Origin of the sequence: Acinetobacter colistiniresistens (assembly GCF_000413935.1) — a bacterium.
Classification (GTDB): Bacteria; Pseudomonadota; Gammaproteobacteria; order Pseudomonadales; family Moraxellaceae; genus Acinetobacter; species Acinetobacter colistiniresistens.
The window spans coordinates 217,089-236,001 of the sequence record NZ_KE340379.1 but is presented as its reverse complement, the minus strand read 5'-3'; the positions used below and the strand labels follow the sequence as shown (position 1 = coordinate 236,001).

The 18,913-nt window shown below is 41.6% G+C and carries 16 protein-coding genes; 5 read left to right on the top strand and 11 right to left on the bottom strand.

Annotation, left to right across the window (positions count from 1 at the left end; translation table 11 throughout):
* Positions 1-52 precede the first annotated feature (52 nt).
* Complete coding sequence (locus tag F907_RS12300; protein ID WP_016651705.1) at positions 53-1,366, bottom strand: DUF445 domain-containing protein; 1,314 nt, start codon at positions 1,364-1,366, stop codon at positions 53-55.
* A 61-nt stretch (positions 1,367-1,427) separates the two neighbouring features.
* Positions 1,428-1,946 (bottom strand): hypothetical protein, encoded by a 519-nt coding sequence (locus tag F907_RS12305; protein ID WP_005269984.1) that lies wholly within the window; start codon positions 1,944-1,946, stop codon positions 1,428-1,430.
* 239 nt (positions 1,947-2,185) lie between these two features.
* On the opposite strand from F907_RS12305, the gene mrdA reads away from it, so the two are divergent.
* Together mrdA and rsmD are read left to right on the top strand one after the other, a co-directional pair.
* Entirely contained in the window at positions 2,186-4,222 is a 2,037-nt protein-coding gene (gene mrdA / locus F907_RS12310) for a penicillin-binding protein 2 (protein ID WP_016651704.1), read from the top strand.
* Complete coding sequence (rsmD, locus tag F907_RS12315; protein ID WP_016651703.1) at positions 4,222-4,770, top strand: 16S rRNA (guanine(966)-N(2))-methyltransferase RsmD; 549 nt, start codon at positions 4,222-4,224, stop codon at positions 4,768-4,770. Before mrdA ends, rsmD begins: the two co-directional genes overlap by 1 nt.
* Here the strand turns inward: rsmD and F907_RS12320 are convergent.
* On the bottom strand, positions 4,767-5,171 hold the full coding sequence (locus F907_RS12320; RefSeq protein WP_016651702.1) for a hypothetical protein: 405 nt from the start codon (positions 5,169-5,171) through the stop codon (positions 4,767-4,769). The genes rsmD and F907_RS12320 overlap by 4 nt on opposite strands.
* Positions 5,172-5,392: 221 nt before the next feature.
* On the opposite strand from F907_RS12320, the gene F907_RS12325 reads away from it, so the two are divergent.
* A complete protein-coding gene (locus F907_RS12325; RefSeq protein WP_016651701.1) occupies positions 5,393-5,743 on the top strand; it encodes a hypothetical protein in 351 nt (116 codons plus the stop codon).
* A 38-nt stretch (positions 5,744-5,781) separates the two neighbouring features.
* Complete coding sequence (locus F907_RS12330; protein WP_016651700.1) at positions 5,782-6,420, top strand: DUF2238 domain-containing protein; 639 nt, start codon at positions 5,782-5,784, stop codon at positions 6,418-6,420.
* Between the two features lie 21 nt (positions 6,421-6,441).
* On the opposite strand, the gene blp2 is transcribed toward F907_RS12330, so the two are convergent.
* From blp2 to F907_RS12360, 6 genes are all read right to left on the bottom strand, one after another.
* Positions 6,442-8,574 carry an Ig-like repeat protein Blp2 gene (blp2, locus tag F907_RS12335; protein ID WP_016651699.1) on the bottom strand — a complete coding sequence of 711 codons (2,133 nt, stop codon included), beginning with the start codon at positions 8,572-8,574 and terminating at the stop codon, positions 6,442-6,444.
* 240 nt (positions 8,575-8,814) lie between these two features.
* Positions 8,815-9,777: a protease SohB gene (gene sohB / locus F907_RS12340; protein ID WP_016651698.1), complete on the bottom strand. Its 963-nt coding sequence runs from the start codon at positions 9,775-9,777 to the stop codon at positions 8,815-8,817.
* Between the two features lie 160 nt (positions 9,778-9,937).
* Positions 9,938-10,852 carry a phosphate ABC transporter ATP-binding protein PstB gene (pstB, locus tag F907_RS12345; protein ID WP_005243335.1) on the bottom strand — a complete coding sequence of 305 codons (915 nt, stop codon included), beginning with the start codon at positions 10,850-10,852 and terminating at the stop codon, positions 9,938-9,940.
* A 14-nt stretch (positions 10,853-10,866) separates the two neighbouring features.
* Positions 10,867-12,261: a phosphate ABC transporter permease PstA gene (gene pstA, locus F907_RS12350; protein WP_016651697.1), complete on the bottom strand. Its 1,395-nt coding sequence runs from the start codon at positions 12,259-12,261 to the stop codon at positions 10,867-10,869.
* Positions 12,258-13,637 carry a phosphate ABC transporter permease subunit PstC gene (pstC, locus tag F907_RS12355; RefSeq protein ID WP_016651696.1) on the bottom strand — a complete coding sequence of 460 codons (1,380 nt, stop codon included), beginning with the start codon at positions 13,635-13,637 and terminating at the stop codon, positions 12,258-12,260. The genes pstA and pstC overlap by 4 nt, the downstream gene beginning before the upstream one ends.
* A 99-nt stretch (positions 13,638-13,736) precedes the next feature.
* Positions 13,737-14,768 carry a substrate-binding domain-containing protein gene (locus F907_RS12360; protein ID WP_005269964.1) on the bottom strand — a complete coding sequence of 344 codons (1,032 nt, stop codon included), beginning with the start codon at positions 14,766-14,768 and terminating at the stop codon, positions 13,737-13,739.
* A 357-nt stretch (positions 14,769-15,125) separates the two neighbouring features.
* Here F907_RS12360 and F907_RS12365 point away from each other — a divergent pair, with 357 nt between their 5' ends.
* Positions 15,126-15,575: an SRPBCC family protein gene (locus tag F907_RS12365; protein ID WP_016651695.1), complete on the top strand. Its 450-nt coding sequence runs from the start codon at positions 15,126-15,128 to the stop codon at positions 15,573-15,575.
* A gap of 51 nt (positions 15,576-15,626) precedes the next feature.
* On the opposite strand, the gene F907_RS12370 is transcribed toward F907_RS12365, so the two are convergent.
* Both F907_RS12370 and F907_RS12375 read right to left on the bottom strand, forming a co-directional pair.
* Positions 15,627-17,009: an amino acid permease gene (locus F907_RS12370; RefSeq protein WP_016651694.1), complete on the bottom strand. Its 1,383-nt coding sequence runs from the start codon at positions 17,007-17,009 to the stop codon at positions 15,627-15,629.
* 138 nt (positions 17,010-17,147) lie between these two features.
* Positions 17,148-18,869, bottom strand: a complete 1,722-nt coding sequence (locus F907_RS12375) for an alpha-keto acid decarboxylase family protein (protein ID WP_016651693.1) — start codon at positions 18,867-18,869, stop codon at positions 17,148-17,150.
* Positions 18,870-18,913: the final 44 nt, after the last annotated feature.

Sequence of the window (18,913 nt, the reverse complement as noted above, 5' to 3'; positions counted from 1 at the left end):
CTTAAATTGAGCAATATCATACAGACTTATCACTCAACCAACATCAAATTAATTATAAGAAAGCAACAAATAAGTGAATTAAACCAGCAAAGAAACCAGTCACTCCACCCAGTACAATCAAGATCCACTCATCTTCTTGGAACGCAGGACGCAATAGGTTCTGGAACTCTTTCGGTGTTAGTTCACGGATGCGGTCTCTAAACATTTGAAAGATCTTCTGCGCACGACTTGCATTCAGAGCTGGGTCACATACTGGTCCCATGGTAATTTCAATTGAGCGATCAATCAAGTCGGTCTTGAGTCTAGCATACTCTCTTGGCCCTAATGAAAGCTGCAATGAGGTTCTGACCAATGGAGTTTCCATGATTTCATTGATATGGCGCTTGACAATACGGCGAGTTTTGTCTTTTTTACTGCCATACATCATTTCGGTCATGATCGATTTTAAAGTAACTAAATCTTCAGTCACGACACTGGCAAACACATCTGAAACCTCTTCCTGACGCTTCATAAATGCACCTTGAACATTATAAGTACCAATCTTCAAGACAGGCACAATCCAAGGAAATTTACGATCTTTAGTCAAACGGAAAATCTGTGGGTAACGAATATAGTGCGGCTCAATTGGATTAAATACCATCCAGATGGCAATCCAGTTGGTTAAAAAGCCCCAGATCGCGGCCCAAAATGGTACGGTCCAGTGCCAAGGCACCACAAACCACACGATCATTTGGAAAATACCAAAGAACATCCCGATTAAGGCACTGATATGCCAAATAAAATTGATCTCTTTCTGACCCACTTTCAGGAACATTCGCACCATTAAACGGCGGTCACCTTCCATTTGACTGACCACCATTTCACGCATATCCACCAGTGACTCAACGTTCATGGTCAGCTCAGTCACAAGTTCCCTTAAGGTATTTGGTAATTGTTTATGGGCTTGTGCATAGATACGGCGTTTAATTGAATAAGGCAGGTTTTCCCAGAGCACTGCATTGCGATCAATCATCACCTCATCAATCAGATGCTCAAGCTCAAAACCCACTTGCTCACCAATGATCATCGCCATATCTTCTGGGTCCATGGCTTCTAAAAATTCACGCAAGGAACCCAGTTTAGATAAAGTGTTGTCAGTAATGATGCCTGAAATACGTCCAGCTTTACGTGGCACAATCCCTTGCCAACCGACAGGTAATGGTCCTAAATGGAATCCCCAAAAGTTGATTGGGTAAAATACCATTTTCAATGCCATCCACACGTGCGCCCATGTTACAAAGGCGGTCACAGGGATGATACTCAAGACTGCCAGATGGTCAGGTCGATTTAGGAAAATCTGCCACAATTCATTGACGTAATCAAACATGCATGACTCTCTGAATTATTGATACATGATGGCCTATAAAAGGATGAACGTTAATTTCCTCTTATAAACCAAAACTTAAGGTATAAGAAAACTGGAGGACAGGCTCTGATTTTTTCACAGTATTGCCATTGCCATCTTCTATTTTTTCTCGTACCCCTGCGCCCACACTGAATGTACTAATACGTTCACTATTCAACCAAACATAAGCAATATCAGCACCTACACCTAAATTGCCCTTTTGCTTGCCGCCGTAGTTCTTACTGTCGAGATGTCCCGCATAGACTCCCAGATAATAACCATTTTTATCTGTTCCCGTTAAATAGTATGGATAACGGAAGCCAACTTGCCCACCAGGCTCATTGTCATCATTTAAAAATGCGCCTGCTTTGGCATAAGCAATACCATAGGGATTTACCCATTCAAGGTTGGCATGTAATAACTTTTTGGTAAAACCAGCACCCACATTCCATGTTGAAACGTTTGCATCTTTTAATTTAGGCTCAGGCTTAAACGGATTTTCGTCAGCATGGGCTAAGCCTGTAAGTGTTAAAACCGATAATAAAAGGCAAATTTTTCTCATTATTTTCTCCATTTTCCCTAAGAGTGTATTGGAAAATCCTATTTCGAATAGTTTGTGACTTTAACAGAATTATTTTGCTTCTAATATACAAGACCATACAATTTTCATGTCTGCAAAGTCAAAAACTGTCGCAGCATCATTTGCATGATTTGTTGAAAATTCTACAGTATGATCATGCAACTTACGTTAAAATGCGTAGCCTTGATCCTCTCTCCATCTTGTAATTAAGTCGACACCCTATGAAACAGCACTTTCCTTTAAAAAATATGCAACAAGAAAAGCGCATTTATAAGGGTCGTATCTTTTTTGCAATCTTTCTGGTGGCGATTTTTCTACTTTTGCTCATCTGTCGTTATGCATATTTACAGATTGTTCATTACGATGACTTTACAACGGCCTCAGATAAAAACCGGATTCGTTTACAGCCTTTGGCACCCGCACGTGGTTATATCTACGATCGTAATGGCGTGTTACTTGCCGATAACTACCCAGTATTCACAGCAACACTTAGCCGTGCCGATGTAGTAGATATTGATGAAACCATTAACCGTTTAATTCCAGTTTTAAGTTTGACTCAGGATGATGTTGATCGTTTTAAAAGCCGTGTCAAAACCGCACGTAAAACAGAACGTCTTGCAATTAAGTTAAATTTGACAGAAGCGGATATTGCCAAATTCAGTGAAGTCAAATACGCCTTTCCTGGAGTCAAGATCGAAACCCAAATGACGCGTTACTATCCACATGGTGAACTGTTTGCACATGTGATTGGTTATGTAGGTCGTATCAATGATAAAGAACTAAAATCGATTGATAAGGACTTATACGCAGGCACCAACCTGATTGGTAAAATCGGGGTCGAAAAAAGTTATGAAGACTTGTTGCATGGGACGCCGGGCTATGAATCCGTCGAAGCCGATGCACACGGCAATGTATTGCGTAATTTAGGCCGCCAAAATCCAGCGCGTGGTAATGATCTGTATTTATCACTTGATTATGGTCTGCAAACCATTGCGGCAAAACAATTGGCAGATCGTCGTGGCGCAATTGTAGCAATGGACCCACGCACAGGTGAAATCCTAGCCCTCGTTTCTAGTCCAAGTTTCAATCCAAATCTCTTCGTGACGGGAATTAGCTCCAAAGACTATAGTGGCCTCCGTGACAACCTCGACCAGCCCCTCTATAACCGTGCGGTTCAAGGTGCTTATCCACCAGGTTCAACGATTAAACCGATGTTTGGTTTAGGGGGAATTCATTATGGTCTCGTCGATTGGAGTACTGCAATTTCCGATCCAGGTTATTTCTCACTGCCAGGTGACAGTCATCGTTTCCGTGACCACAAGAAGACAGGTCATGGTTCAGTGAACATGCATAAAGCTCAGATCGTTTCTTGTGATACCTATTTCTATGTCCTGTCTTATCGGATGGGTATTGAAAAAATGAATGACTGGATGCGTCAATTTGGTTTCGGTGAAAAAACAGGCGTCGACTTGCCAAGTGAAAGCACAGGTCTCTACCCAAGCCCAGAGTGGAAAATGCGAACACGCAAATCCAAATGGCTAAAAGGTGAAACCATCTCCGTCAGTATCGGGCAAGGCGCATTTACCTCCACGCCTCTACAACTGGCAATGGCAACCGCCATCACCGCCAATAAAGGTTCACATGTCACACCACATGTACTCAGAGAAACCAAAGGCGCCAAAAAATTTAACGTCCACAATGCCCCCGATGGCAAAATTAACTTCAATGGTACAGAACAAGACTGGATCAATATGCATGAAGCCATGGTCGATGTCATTCAATCGGGTACAGGTCGTGGTATCAAAGGCGGATTACAATATTCAATTGCAGGTAAAACAGGAACCGCACAGGTTAAAAGTATTGCCCAAGGTAAACGCTATAACGAAGCTGCGCTGTCTTCTCGACAATGGGACCATGGTTTATTTGTTGGCTTTGCTCCCGCTGATAACCCGGAAATCGCGATTGCCGTGGTATGGGAAAATGGTAAGCATGGTGGTTCAGCCGCTCAACTGGCACGTCCAATATTTGACTACTGGTTAGTAACACGTAAAAAGAACCCACTTCGCCCTGCAGGCCATCAAGTCAGTGGTGGTTTAATGACAGCGGGAATTAAACCTGGCGAGCTACCAAGTAGCAGTATTGCAACAACTGAACAAAATACACAGGCTGCGTCAACACCTGTAACGTCTGTATCTGCGGCGGCCTCTCCCCCTGCTGCGAATAATGCTCCTCAACCCGCAGATGGAATCACTGAATAATGAAAAATCAATTGCGTATTATTGGTGGTGAATGGAAACGTCGTAGCCTCCCTTTTGCGAGTATTGAAGGTCTACGTCCAACACCAGACCGTGTCCGTGAAACATTATTCAACTGGCTCATGTGGGATATTCAAAATGCACAGGTTTTAGACCTGTGTAGCGGTTCTGGTGCGCTCGGCTTTGAGGCGCTCTCTCGCGGTGCAGCAAAAGTCGTTATGATTGAGCCCAATCCAGCCCAAGCACGCTTTTTAAAAGACAATATTCAACTGCTAAAAGCGGAAAATTGCCAGTTGTTGGTCACAACAGCACAACAGGCATTAAATAAGTTAAAGAATAGCTTTGATGTCGTGTTTCTTGATCCACCTTATGACCTTGATTTGTGGCAAGAGCTTGCTGAACTTAGCAATCCGTTGATTAGCGATAAAGCCTTGATTTATGTCGAAGCTGATCGGGACTTAGCGCAACTGACGTTGCCTGCGACATGGCACAAAATCAAAGAAACCAAAGCGGGTATTGTCAGAGCGGGTTTGTATCAAAAAATCAGTTAAAAAATCCGTAACCAGAAAAACCGGATCAGTTGTCCTCGATCAAAAGGAAAACTGGACAAATATTCATAGCCTATCCGGTTAGTCTGATTCAGTTGATACATCATTCCGTAGCCCACCGAAATTGAGAAATCATCCAGAGAAAGGCTGCTGGTATCACCCGTCAGCATCTTATGATTAAAATGGTTGGTTTGATACGCGGTATAGTTATAAACACGCCAACGTTCATTTTGAAAGAACTGATTATGCAAAACGGAATATTCTGTTTTCATCTGAGGATAAGCTGAATCAAACATTTCTTCGGTATCATCATGATCCTCTGCAAAAAAATTGTAGTCATCTGCATAAGACCAAGTCGATAGGCTGCTCAATAGAGCAAATAAAAAAATGTACTTAAACTGCATAACCCATATATTGCTAACGACCCTGATCTAGCATAACGCTAAAAATTATTTTGTATCAATCAATTAAATCTATTTTTTATCTTTCTAGCTTGAACCGATTTAAATTTGGCTTAGATCGAGTAGCTGAGCATCAAAATTTTATCGTGTCAGACATAAATAATTAATTTATAAAATTCATCATATATACAATAATACCCCTTTAAAATTTCACTTGATCGATCATGAAGCTTTTGTACTTGCTCATTGCCACTGTGGGCTTAACCGGTTGTCTCTTTGGAAAATCAAACGAGGTAAAACGTGCAGAAAAAGTCCTACAGAGTTTTCAATGTAATAATATTGAATCCAGTGAGTTAGCAAACTCATCTATCTCAAATTTTTATCAGCAATCATTGGCTGCCAATAAGGAAAAAGCGGCGTCTTATATCGAACAATATAAAAATGGTGAAGATCTGTTTGACATTCCGCTCGATGAGGTTGTAGAACAAAAATATCAACTCTATAAACAAGCATGTCAGGCACTTGGTGGCGTCTCAACAAACAAGGAAACCGTCACTATAAGGACAACAGAGTAAGCACAATAAATTTGCCTGACTGTAACTTAGGATACAGCATGATCGAAAAACAACTGGGTTTAAAACATTATCTTGCACTTGTGATCATACTTCTGCTGGTTGCGGTTGCAAGTATTCAGCCCCTTGAATTTGAAGCCTATTTACTCCATCAGGCCGGTACCATTTTGATGCTGATCGCACTCATCATCGCGATGAAAAAGATTGGTCTCAACTTTTATTGTTTTTGTCTCTATCTCGGCTTTCTTGCGATACATATTTTAGGCGCACACTACTTATATTCTTATGTCCCCTATAATGAGTGGATTGAACGGATTTTTCATTTTGATTTGAATCAAAGTATGGGCTGGTCACGCAACATGTATGATCGGCTGGTTCATTTTGCTTATGGACTTCTGCTCTACCCCTTCTTTTACCGTGGCTTTCAAGTCTGGTTACCTTCAGCCAAGCCATTGACTCTGTTTTTACTTGTTATCCAGTTTGTCATGGCATCCAGCATGTTTTATGAATTGATTGAATGGTGGATTGCAATCAGTTTATCTCCTGAAGATGCTGAGAATTATAATGGTCAGCAAGGCGATATCTGGGATGCACATAAAGATATGTTGCTTGCAACCATCGGGGCAATCTTGATGGGTGGCATCCAGCTAATCAAAGATAAAACGCTTATTCAAAAATAAGCGTTTCTATACGGCGATCTGTTAAATAATGGAATGTTGCAGTACAGCCAGTTGATCCAGCGGATCCACCTTGACGGTTTGCGCATAATCAGGATGAACCAAATCAGCATTGCTTGTATTTGTTGTTGCAGGCGTCATATTCTGATTGCTAAGTAGTTGATCCAAAATGCTATCCAACTGATTCGATGTTTGAACAGAAGAAGGTAATAACTCATTCAAATTCACCTTTTCAGTATTCATCACTTCAGTTTCTGGCAGATTACCGTGAAGCGAATTCAGATCAACTGTATCGGCCAAAAATGCTTTAGCAACCGGTGCCACCACATTAAAACTAAATGCATCACTGACTTCACTAATATTTCCCGCAGCATCCGTCAATGTTAAAGTGATTTTATGTGCCCCTAAACCTAAATCCTGATTAACATTAAAGCTCCACTTGCCATTATCCCCAACCGTTACCGTTCCAATTGGCTGACCATTATCATAGATCGTCAATAGCGCTTTTGCTTCGCCTATCCCCGATAACGTTGGCTTTGTATCATCGGTATCACCACCAGCCACAATCGGGCCTTTTACTGGGCCAACGTCATCTGTCACCGTTTGTAGTACAGGTTTATTCGGTGCAATCGTGTCTTTTGTTCCAATAACATCAGTCGCATCAGAACGATTACCAGCGGCATCTATGATATAAATTTTGCCGATATTTTTATCGGTTAGCGCCGTTGATAACGTAATCGTGAATTTTCCATCTGCTCCGACCGTACCTGAACCATACAATGTTTTACCATCAGTACTTCTAATTTCAATCTTACTGTTTGCTTCTGCCGTTCCAGTCACCGTATCCCCAGCCGCATTGATTTCCGCAACAGCTTTATCTGGCGCAATGGTATCTTTACCTGCTGTTATTTCAAGTGGCTTAGACTGATTACCCGCAGCATCCTCAACAACAAGAGAAGCTTTTTTATCTGTCGTTAATGCAGGTGCAAGTGTGATCTGAAATTTACCTTGAGCATCTGCCGTTCCACTGCCGATAATTTTTCCATCTGCATCTTTAATTTGTATTTTACCATTGGCTTCTGTCCGCCCCTGAATAGAAGTTCCTTCTTTATTGACCTCAACTAGCGGTTGGTCTGGTGCTACAGTATCTTTTCCAGCAAAGACCTGAGAAGGTTTAGATTTATTTCCAGCGGCATCTTCTGCAATAACAGTTCCGCCTTTCTCGCTGGTTAATGCGGGTGACACATTGATTGAATACAAACCTTCTTTATTTGCGATGACAGAGCCAAGGAGTTTACCGTCAGCATCATAAATGGATACTTTGGCATTCGCTTCTGCCTTACCTGTGACAATGCTGCCATCTGCATTGAGTTGTGCGGTTGGTGCGTCTGGTGCAATGGTATCTTTATTACCTGTTACCACAGTTGCTTTTGAGACATTGCCAGCATTATCAACAGCAGTCACACTCACCTTTCCACCATTGACCAGAGGCTGATCCAATTTAACACTATATTTTCCTTCGGCATCGGCTTGGCCAGTTGCAATCACTTTACCTACAGCATCTCTAATTACAATTTTTGCTTGGGCTTCTGTTTGGCCTGTAATCGTTTGAGTATCTGTACCTAAGTTCGCAGTTGGTGTAACAGGTGGTGTAATGTCAATTGGTTGCGTACTTTTGTTCTTGCCGTCATCATCATCTTTTACAGCCCATAGATATACACCTTCAGCGGCTAAGGCTGCCAGACCAACTTTAAGCAACTGTGATTTACTAATCCCCGATTCATCAGCAGCACCCGAAGCAGATGTAGCTTGTGTCGTTATCTCCGTATGTGAAGGCTGAGTCGCTGGTGTCATCGCTGAATAACGAACAAACTTTCCTGAATCATCGAACTCCGCAACAGCATAAGTTCCATCACCTTTAGAAAGGGCCAAGCTGTGCTCTGTGAGATTGGCTTCGTTATAAAAACCACTGACAATAATTTTCTCACCACTTTTTAGCGTAATAACAAGATCATTACCCTGTTTGACAATTGATTTAATATCATCCTGATTTACACCAATTTGCACAATTGAGGGCTGGTCTAAGACCACTTTCTGCAATTGTGCGTCTTGTAAAACATTCGAGTTTTTCTTGGAAAAAACAACGACTCTTGTCATTATTATGCTCACTTATCAATTATATTTTTAAGTACTTTTTAAATTAATGAATAATTAAGTAATTCATCTTGCAGTTAAAATATCAAATGATCTGAATTGCCACAATCTCTTCGATCAAAAGTTTTGTCATGTTTGTTTAATTCACCAAACATTCAAATCCCAAGTATAAAATATGCAGAAATTGATTCTGAATAAATAAAAAAACCAGCCCGATAGGACTGGTTTTTTAGAAAACACTGATTAGAATTTTGGATCGCGCATTTGTACCAGCGCACTATTGGCTTTGGCTAAACCATCTGTAATTTTACTCATGACAGCAGGAATCAAGTTCTCAGCCATTTGAGCCGCCTGTAAACCCAGTTTCTCACCAAAAGTTGGACGTTTACGCGTATTAATCACATAAATATCATGCTTAGCAAGCAAGCTTAATAAATACTCATCTGAGGTTTGCAGTTTATCCACCAAGTTTAACTCACGTGCATCCTCACCATACCAGTGTTCACCAGTTGCAACTTTTGCAACGTCCAACTGCGGACGATATTTTTCAACGAAGTGTTTAAACAGTGAATGTGTCTGCTGTAACTCTTCTTCAAACTTCGCTTTACCTTCTGGGGTATTTTCACCGAACATGGTCACAGTACGCTTATACTCACCAGCTGTGTAAAGCTCAAAATCGACATTATGCTGCTTGAGCAAACGATTGAAGTTCGGCACTTGTGCAACCACGCCAATCGACCCAACAACTGCAAAAGGCGCAGAAATGATTTCATTGGCAATACACGCCATCATATAACCGCCACTTGCCGCCACTTTATCTACGCAAATCGTGACATGAAACCCTGCATCACGTAAGCGCACCAACTGCGCTGCAGCCAGACCATAGCCATGCACCATCCCCCCTGGGCTTTCCAAGCGAACCACAACACGGTCATGCCCTGCTTTCGCGGTTGCCAGAATCAAGGTAATTTCTTCACGAATGGTATCAACAGCTGAAGCCTGTACATCCCCCTTAAAATCGAGGACATAAATTTTTTGATCATTCTTTTTACGAACTTTCGCTTCTTTCGCTAATTGTTGAACCAGCTGTAATAACTCCAGACGAGATGCTGTAGTTTGCGCAATTTTTTTTCTTTGTTCATTCACACGCGCATTTAAATGACTAATACGAATTTCAGCAGGAAATTTAGGTAAATGGAATAACATAAAGTATGTGCTCTATAAGTTCGGCATTATCTAGCTAAGATGTGGTCTGCTCAATAAAAATTCAATAGCGATTTTGCAAAATAGATTCATTTTCATCGATATAACAAAAAAGAGCCCGTAGGCCCTTTGATTGATCTGATCGAAATTGATCTGATCGAAATTAACCGAAACGCCCTGTAATATAGGCTTCAGTTAACTGATGATCTGGTTGAGTAAATACTTTTTCAGTCGAGTTCACTTCAATCAAGTCACCCAAGTGGAAATAAGCAGTACGGTCAGAGACACGCGCCGCTTGTTGCATTGAGTGCGTAACAATAGCAATCGTGAATTGTTCTGACAACTCAGAAATCAACTCTTCAATTTTTGCTGTTGCAATTGGATCAAGTGCCGAACATGGTTCATCCATCAAGATCACTTCTGGGCTTACTGCAATGGTACGCGCAATACATAAACGTTGTTGCTGACCACCTGACAAACCTGTCCCCGGCTGGCTTAAACGATCTTTAACCTCGTCCCACAAACCTGCTTTACGCAAGCTATTTTCCACGATTTCTTCTAAATCATATTTATCACGTGCTAAGCCATGCAATTTAGGGCCATAAGCAACATTATCAAAAATAGACTTTGGAAATGGGTTTGGCTTTTGGAAGACCATGCCCACTTGAGCACGCAGCAACACCACATCTAGGTTTGGATCATAGATATCTTGATTATCTAAAGTCACCTTACCCGTCACGCGACAGCTATCAATGGTGTCATTCATACGATTCAAAGTACGCAAGAATGTCGATTTACCACAACCTGATGGACCAATGAAAGCAATGACTTCATTTTGGTAGACATCAAGATCAATCCCTTTGATCGCTTCAGAATCACCGTAGTAAACATGAACATCTTTGGTACTGATTTTCACTTCACTGGTTTTTGGCTTTTTATTCGAAGCAGCCGTTTCAAACTGAGAAACAAATGCAGTGTTCGATTGCTGAACTTGCCCTTCAGGTGAAGTAAATTCTGTTTGCTGTGGATTCACTGATTTATCCTTTTCTACGGCGTTCATAATATCAATCGTATTCATTGTACTCTCCTCAATTACCAACGCACTTCAAATTTCTTACGGAGCCAAATAGCAAGGCCGTTTAAACCGATCATGAGTGCAAGTAATACAATAATTGCTGCTGCGGTACGTCCTTCAAAGAAGTTACGTAATTCGTTACCTTGCCATAAATAAATCTGTACAGGTAAGGCCGTTGCTTGATCCAGCGGTGTTGCAGGGATATTGGCAACAAAGGCACTCATCCCAATTAACAGTAATGGTGCTGTTTCACCCAAAGCTTGAGCCACACCAATAATTGCCCCAGTTAAAATACCTGGCAATGCTAGCGGCAAGACATGATGGAAAATGGTTTGTACTTTTGATGCCCCAAGACCAAGAGCGGCTTGACGAATCGATGGCGGTACGGCCTTTAATGAGGCACGTGTGGTAATAATCACGGTTGGCAAGGTCATTAAGCTAAGCACCAGACCACCTACTAATGGTGCAGATAGCGGTAAATGCATCCAACCAATAAAGATGGCAGCACCTAACAAACCAAACACAATCGAAGGAACCGCAGCCAAGTTGTTAATGTTGACTTCAATGATATCGGTCATCATATTCTTGGGTGCAAACTCTTCAAGATAAATTGCACTCGCAACACCAATTGGAATCGAAATTACAATGACAATGAGCATCATGAATAACGAACCCATGAACGCACCAGCCAAACCACTTGTTGCTGGCGAACTTCGTGAGTCTGGACTAACAAATAAATTGGTATTAAAAGTACTCTTGATGATTCCTTCTGCTTTCAATTTATCTGCGAGTTGACGCACCTCAGGTTCAAGTTGCTGCTGATCATCTGGCAATGAACGATCAATATTGCCTGCTAACCAAACATCCACATTGGCATCGGCCAAGAATTTAATTTCTTGTTTGCTGCCAATCAAGGCTGGATTTTTCAACACCATGTCACGCAGGCGATAGGCCTCAGAACTGGTATATAAACTGCCCAAATAATCACGCTGAGATTCTAAAGTTTTATCTTTCGCAACCATGCCATTGACGATCAAGGCATCCCAGTCCACCATCCCCATCTCAGTTTGCCAAGCCACAAAACGCTCTTCGAAATGTGCAGGTGTTTCACCAGCCGTTGGTTTTGGTTTCGCGCCAACATTAATAATCGCAGGATCAAAATATACAGGCACTGTAATACTGTTTTGCCAAAAGGCAGGTAAACCTTTACTTAAAATACTACTGAATAGCAAAGCAACAAAGGCTAGACCAATAACAACTGCGGAAAAACCTGCAAAACGAAATGTTTTTTCACGGCGATGACGCTTTGCCAAAGAGCTTTGAATTTTTCTTTTGCGCTGTTCACGTTGTTCAGCAGCCACTTGTGGATCTAAGCTATTCGGATCCAGAGAAGATGTATTTGATGAACTCATTCGTATTGCTCACGATATTTACGCACGATGTACAGTGCAATAATGTTTAAACCCAACGTGATGACAAACAACGTCAGACCAAGGGCAAATGCCACCAGTGCTTGTGGGCTGGCAAAATCAGTATCACCAGTAAGCTGGTTCACAATCGTCACTGTAACGGTAGAAACTGCTTCTAATGGATTTACGTGTAGTAATGGGCTATTTCCGGCAGCAAGTACCACAATCATGGTCTCGCCAATCGCACGGGATGCAGCCAATAAAAATGCACCAACAATCCCCGGTAACGCGGCAGGTAAAACCACCTGACGAATCGTTTCTGATTTAGTTGCCCCTAAGCCCAGTGAACCATCACGTAAGGCACGAGGAACTTGCGTAATAATGTCGTCAGAAAGTGATGAAACGAACGGGATAATCATAATCCCCATCACAAAACCTGCGGTGAGTGCACTGGTTGCATTAATATGTAATCCAACGTGCTCACCCAGCATTTTGAAGAATGGACCAATAATCATCAGTGCAAATACACCATAGACGATGGTTGGAATCCCCGCCAATACCTCAATCGCAGGTTTAGCCCAAGAACGTAAACTTGATGATGCATATTCAGCCAGGTAGATTGCAATCATCAAGCCAATCGGCACTGCCACAAGTAAGGCAATACCACTCACCATCAAGGTGCCCCAGATTAAAGGCAAAATGCCATAACTGCCTTCTGCATTGCCTGATGTACTAAAACCCGGATTCCACTCAGTTCCGAAAAAGAAATCAAATGGACTGACAAAACGGAAAAAGTGCAAAGCTTCATTCAACATCGATAAAACGATACCGATCGTTGTCAAAATCGCAACCCCAGAACACAGAATCAAGCCAACATTAATGGCTTTTTCAACTTGATTACGTGCACGGAATTGCTGGCTAACATGACGTTTTGCCCAAACCAAACCTGCAAGGCCAGCACTGATCACCACTGCGATCTTTGCAAAAGAACCAATCGTTTGAAATTTAGCCAGCTGTTGTGCTGCTGCAATCTCATAAGCTGCAGGCTGGTCAGTCACCCCAAAACCAGATGCAATTGCCTGTACACGACTGCTCAAGACATCGCGCCCTGCACCATCCAAAGTCGAGCTTACCGAAGCTGGGATATTATTGAAAATAATATGTTGTAAAACACTCGGTTCTACCAAGTTCCAAATAATCAAAATTAAAAAAGCAGGAACACCACACCACAAAGCAACCAATGCCCCATAATAACCAGGGCGAGAATGTAGTGCTGCTGAGTTATTTCCCTTACCTGCTAGGTTACGGCTTTTGCTCAGCCCGATTTGATATGCAATTGCCACAAGGGCTAATAACACACCGATAAGTAGCAGATTCATGTAATCTCCACTGTTTTCTCAATTTTCATGATTTGAAAAAACTTAGCTAGACAAAAAGGCTGATGAACCTAAGTCTCACCAGCCTCCCTTTTAACAATATTACTTAACTGATTTACCCGCTTTGAAATCAGCAAGGATTTTTGCACGCTCTTTGTCGCTTAAAGGAATTAAACCAGCTTTTTCTAACTTAGAACCTTTACCAGAAATTTTCTTATTCAAGAAGAATTCTGTGTATTGAGATAAACCTTTGATTGATTTCAAGTGTTCGCCTTTTACGTAGAAGAATAATGGGCGAGAAACAAGGTAGCTACCATCCAGTACAGTTTTCTCAGACGGGGTTACACCGTTCACTGTTGCTACACGTAACTTATCACGGTTTGAATCATAGAAACCTAAACCAAACACACCAACTGCACTTGGAGAAGTCTTTAAGCGAGCAAGCGTTTCAGTATAGTCACCTGAAATTTCAATCACGCGGCCATCTTTACGGAAGTTAGAGCACGCTTTCTTTTGCTCTTCTTTATCTAGGTTTTTAAAGTAATCAAATGATTCACAACCCGCATCGATCATTTTTTCTTGGAATACTTCACGAGTACCGTGGTTTGATGCAGGAATAACCAAAGTAATTGGCTCATTTGGTAATGATTTGTCGATTTGGTTCCAAGTCGTATATGGGTTTGGAACTAATTTACCATTTGAAGGTAATTGTGCTGCCAATGCAGTGAATACATGAACAGGTTTTAATTTATATGCCGCTTTTTTTACATTTGAAGCGAATACAATCCCGTCGTAACCTACTTTGATTTCTTGTACTTGGTTTACGCCAGATTTTTTACATGCATCAAGCTCTGTATCTTTAATTTTACGAGAAGCATTTGCGATGTCGATGGTGTTATCGCCCACACCTTGACAGAATTGTTTCAAACCACCACCTGTACCGCCTGAACCAACAACAGGTGCTTTAAACTGAGGAAAAGTATTGCCAAACTCTTCAGCAACAATACTTGCAAAAGGTAATACAGTAGATGAACCAGCAATTTGAATCGTTTCACGAGCTGCATTTGCAGTCGTTACAACAGTTGCCCCAGATACAGCTAATGCAATTGCGATGTGACGTGGATTTAAGCGCATTCTATTTTCTCTCATTTATGCAATTTGGTTTACAACTCTTTTTAAGTTAAGTGTTGTACTTTGGTTAACTGCATTTTGAGCAGATAATATGACAATTAAGTGACAACTTTATGACGCTTTTGTGATAGCCATTTTTCACAATTAGCTTCTGGCAAGTTATTTGTCATAAATGCTCGCTTTTTACGCTACTTTTACAGTAAAGATGTTTTTAGCGTTATTAAAAATAGATGATTAACAATTGATTTTATTGATAAATATAAAACTCAACACGTATCTTTATTAACAAAAAGCACCTTAATTCATTTGACTAGTTTATATATGTTTTATGACAATTCTCTATAAAAAAGGACAGATACAATGCTAAATCCTGTCACAATTGAAACACAAATGCTGATTCGTAAACCTGCTACTCAAGTTTTTGCAGCCTTTATTGACCCTGAAATCACGTCAAAATTTTGGTTCAGTGCATCGACAGGGAAATTGGAACAAGGAAAAACTGTTGAATGGACATGGGAAAAATATCAAGTTTCGACAAACGTAAAGGTGACAAAAATCATTAGCAATGAATTGATTCAGATTCAGTGGGGTGAACCGAGCAGTACGGTTGATTTTATCTTTGAAGCGATCAATGACGATCAAACCTATCTACGGATTCAAAATTATAATATCCCCTTACAAGGTGATGAGCTGATTGCCTTTATTATTGATAATACTGGTGGCTTCACTACTGTCGTAGATAGCTTGAAAGCCTATTTAGAACATGGGATTCAACTCAATCTAGTTCAGGACAAGTTTCCCCCCTTCTAAGTCCGTACAGGATCTAAAAATCAAAAGGCACATAACTGTGCCTTTTATGATTTATAAATTGGATTGCACTTCAGGTAAAACGACTATTTTTTTACGGTATTTAAAGAAATACATCGCTGCCAGAATCGCGAGCCAGATCGGACCAAGAATCACAGCCAAACGCATATCAGGTGTCATAGCCATAATAATCAGAATGAAACAGACAAAGCCAATGGTGAGATAATTACTCCATGGACTCAAGATGCTTTTAAACTTGGTCTGATGCTGCTTGAGTCGCATGGCCTTGCTAAATTTTAAATGCGTGACAGAAATCATCAACCAGTTAATCACCAATGCCGCAACCACCAACATCATAAACAACTGGAATGCTTCGCCCGGAATGAGATAGTTCACGACCACACAGACTGCCGTAATCGAAGCAGAAACAAGGGCCGCGGGTACAGGAATACCACGCGCATTGACTTTTTTCAGTATGGCAGGCGCATTACCCTGCTCAGCCAAACCAAGCAGCATACGGCTATTACAATAAATACAGCTGTTATACACAGACACTGCCGCAATCAGCACCACAAAATTCAGCACATTGGCAACACCATTGCTGTTCAGCGACTGGAAGATCAACACAAATGGGCTACCCCCTTCCGCCACCATATTCCACGGATAAAGGCATAGGAGAATCCCGATTGCACCGATATAAAAGATCAAAATGCGGTACACGATCTGATTGACTGCTTTCGGAATGGTGGTTTCAGGTTTTTTGGTTTCTGCCGCTGCAATCCCAATCAGTTCAAGCCCACCAAAAGCAAACATGATCACCGCCAGTGCCATAATAAAGCCATGCGTACCATGTGGGAAAAAGCCACCGTGCTGCCACAAATTGGCAATACCTGCCTGCGGGCCTGCCGAGCCGGAAAGCAATAGATAAGCACCAAAGCCAATCATACTTAAAATCGCAACAATCTTGATACAGGAAAACAGAAACTCAGACTCACCAAAAAATCTGACATTGACCAGATTAATTCCGTTAATCAAGATAAAGAAAATCAAGGCCGTTAGCCATGTGGGTACCTCTGGCCACCAAAACTGAATAAAAGTACCGATGGCACTCAGTTCAGCCATACTGACCAACACATATAGCACCCAATAATTCCAGCCTGACATAAAACCAGCCATTCTGCCCCAGTACTTGTTGGCAAAATAACTAAAGGAACCACTGACAGGTTCTTCGACCACCATTTCGCCTAAATGGCGCATAATTAAAAATGCAATCACGCCTGCAATCGCATACCCTAATAAAATAGACGGTCCTGCCAGTTTGATGGTTTGGGAAAGACCTAGGAACAGCCCCGTCCCAATCGCACCGCCGAGCGCAATCAGTTGAATATGCCGATTGGACAGTCCTTGTTTTAACTCATGTGTATGATTTGCATCCATCAATTTATCTCCAATGTGTGTGTCACATCCTGTACACCTTTTTATGCAGCGCTGAATCCGAAGCTCAACATCGAACTTCGAATCAGATGCGCTCTCTTATGAATTTATAAATTTGAAGATTTTTCACTTTCCTTCAGATCAGAAGGAAATCGCTTTTTTACACGGCAATGCTTGGGCGCGTTGCTTTAATATTTCATAACCACGATCACCATAATCAAAACGGGCAATCACCGACGCAAATTTTTTCAAGCTGGATGGGGCATCCATGGCAGGTAGTTTGAGTTCAATAAAGCTCATTCCGTCGAACTGATGCATATTGTCCAAGACCTGCTTTAACTGCCCTACGGTTTCTACGACACAACTTTTATAGTCTTGACTGCCGTTAAATACCCGAGGAATCTCAGTATAATTCCAGTCTTGGATATCGTTATAAGCCGCATTTTCCCCCATGATTAAACGCTCAATGGTATAGCCACCATTATTGAGTAAGAAGATAATCGGCTTCAATCCATGACGAATAATGGTCGAAAGCTCCTGCACAGTGAGCTGAAATGAGCCATCCCCCATAAATAGAATTTGACGGCGTTCAGGTGCGGCCAACAAACTGCCTAATAAAGCAGGTAAGGTATAACCGATAGAGCCCCAAAGTGGTTGAGCAATATATTTTGCCGTTGCAGGTAACTTTAGCCCCGACAAGGCAGAGTTAGATGTCCCCACCTCACCAATAATCACATCATCTTCTTTTAGAAAACGTTCAACATAGTGCCAAAGGATGTCTTGACTGAGTTTTTGCTGTTCTGACACATCAGGGATCTGTTGCACTTGTTTCTCCAACATCGGCTGAGCTAACTTCCGTGGAGCAACTTTTTTATTCAGCTCAACCAGAAGTTGTCCGATTTCAATGCCGGGGAAATCCTGTCCAAAAATCGTCAATCCATAAGGTTTGATTTCAATATAGTTTTCAGTGGCGATTTGATGGGTGAATACCCCTGTTCCGACATCGCTAAAACGAACACCGACACCAATCAGACAGTCGGATTGCTCGATGGTATGACGCACATGCGGCTGACTTGCCCCACCGACATAAGTTCCTACATAACGCGGTGAACCTTCATCCATAATATTCTTAGCGGTCAGCATACTGGCAAAAGGGATCGCACATTTTTGTGATAAATCACTAAGTAACGAAGTCACCCCAAAAACCGAAGCTTCATTATCAATCAGTAGTGCTGGACGTTTGGCTTGTGCAATCAGCTCACACAGTTTGCTCACTGCACTGTGCAACAACTCTGGCTCAACTGTCGGATAAGATAAATCGAGTGAACGTTCTGTAAGCTCAATTTTGACGTGCGTAATATCTGATGCTAACTGGATATGTACAGGTCGACGTTCAAGAAAACATTGACGTAACACCCGATCAATTTCAGAGACAGCATTGGCTGGTGTCAGGCGCGTCTGGGCAACGGTAAACTCTTTCATGCAGTTCATGATGTTGTCATAGTTACCATCGATCAGTGTGTGATGGACTAAGGTCCCCTTTTGAACGACATGCAGAGGTGGAGTCCCTGAAATATGTACCACAGGCACATTCTCAGCATAAGCGCCTGCAATACCATTCATCGCACTTAAATCACCGACCCCATAGGTCGTGGTTAAAGCAGCAAAACCATTGATCCGTGCATAACCGTCAGCGGCATAAGCCGCATTTAATTCATTACAATTACCGATAAATTCAAGTTGGGCATCGGCCTCAACTTGTTCGAGATAAGAAAGGTTAAAATCACCAGGTACACCAAACAGATGCTGGATACCCATTTGTTTGAGACGAAGATTTAAAAAATCACCGATTTCTATGAACATTGCTCTACATCCTTTCAAGTCAATTTTTTATTCCATAGAAAAAT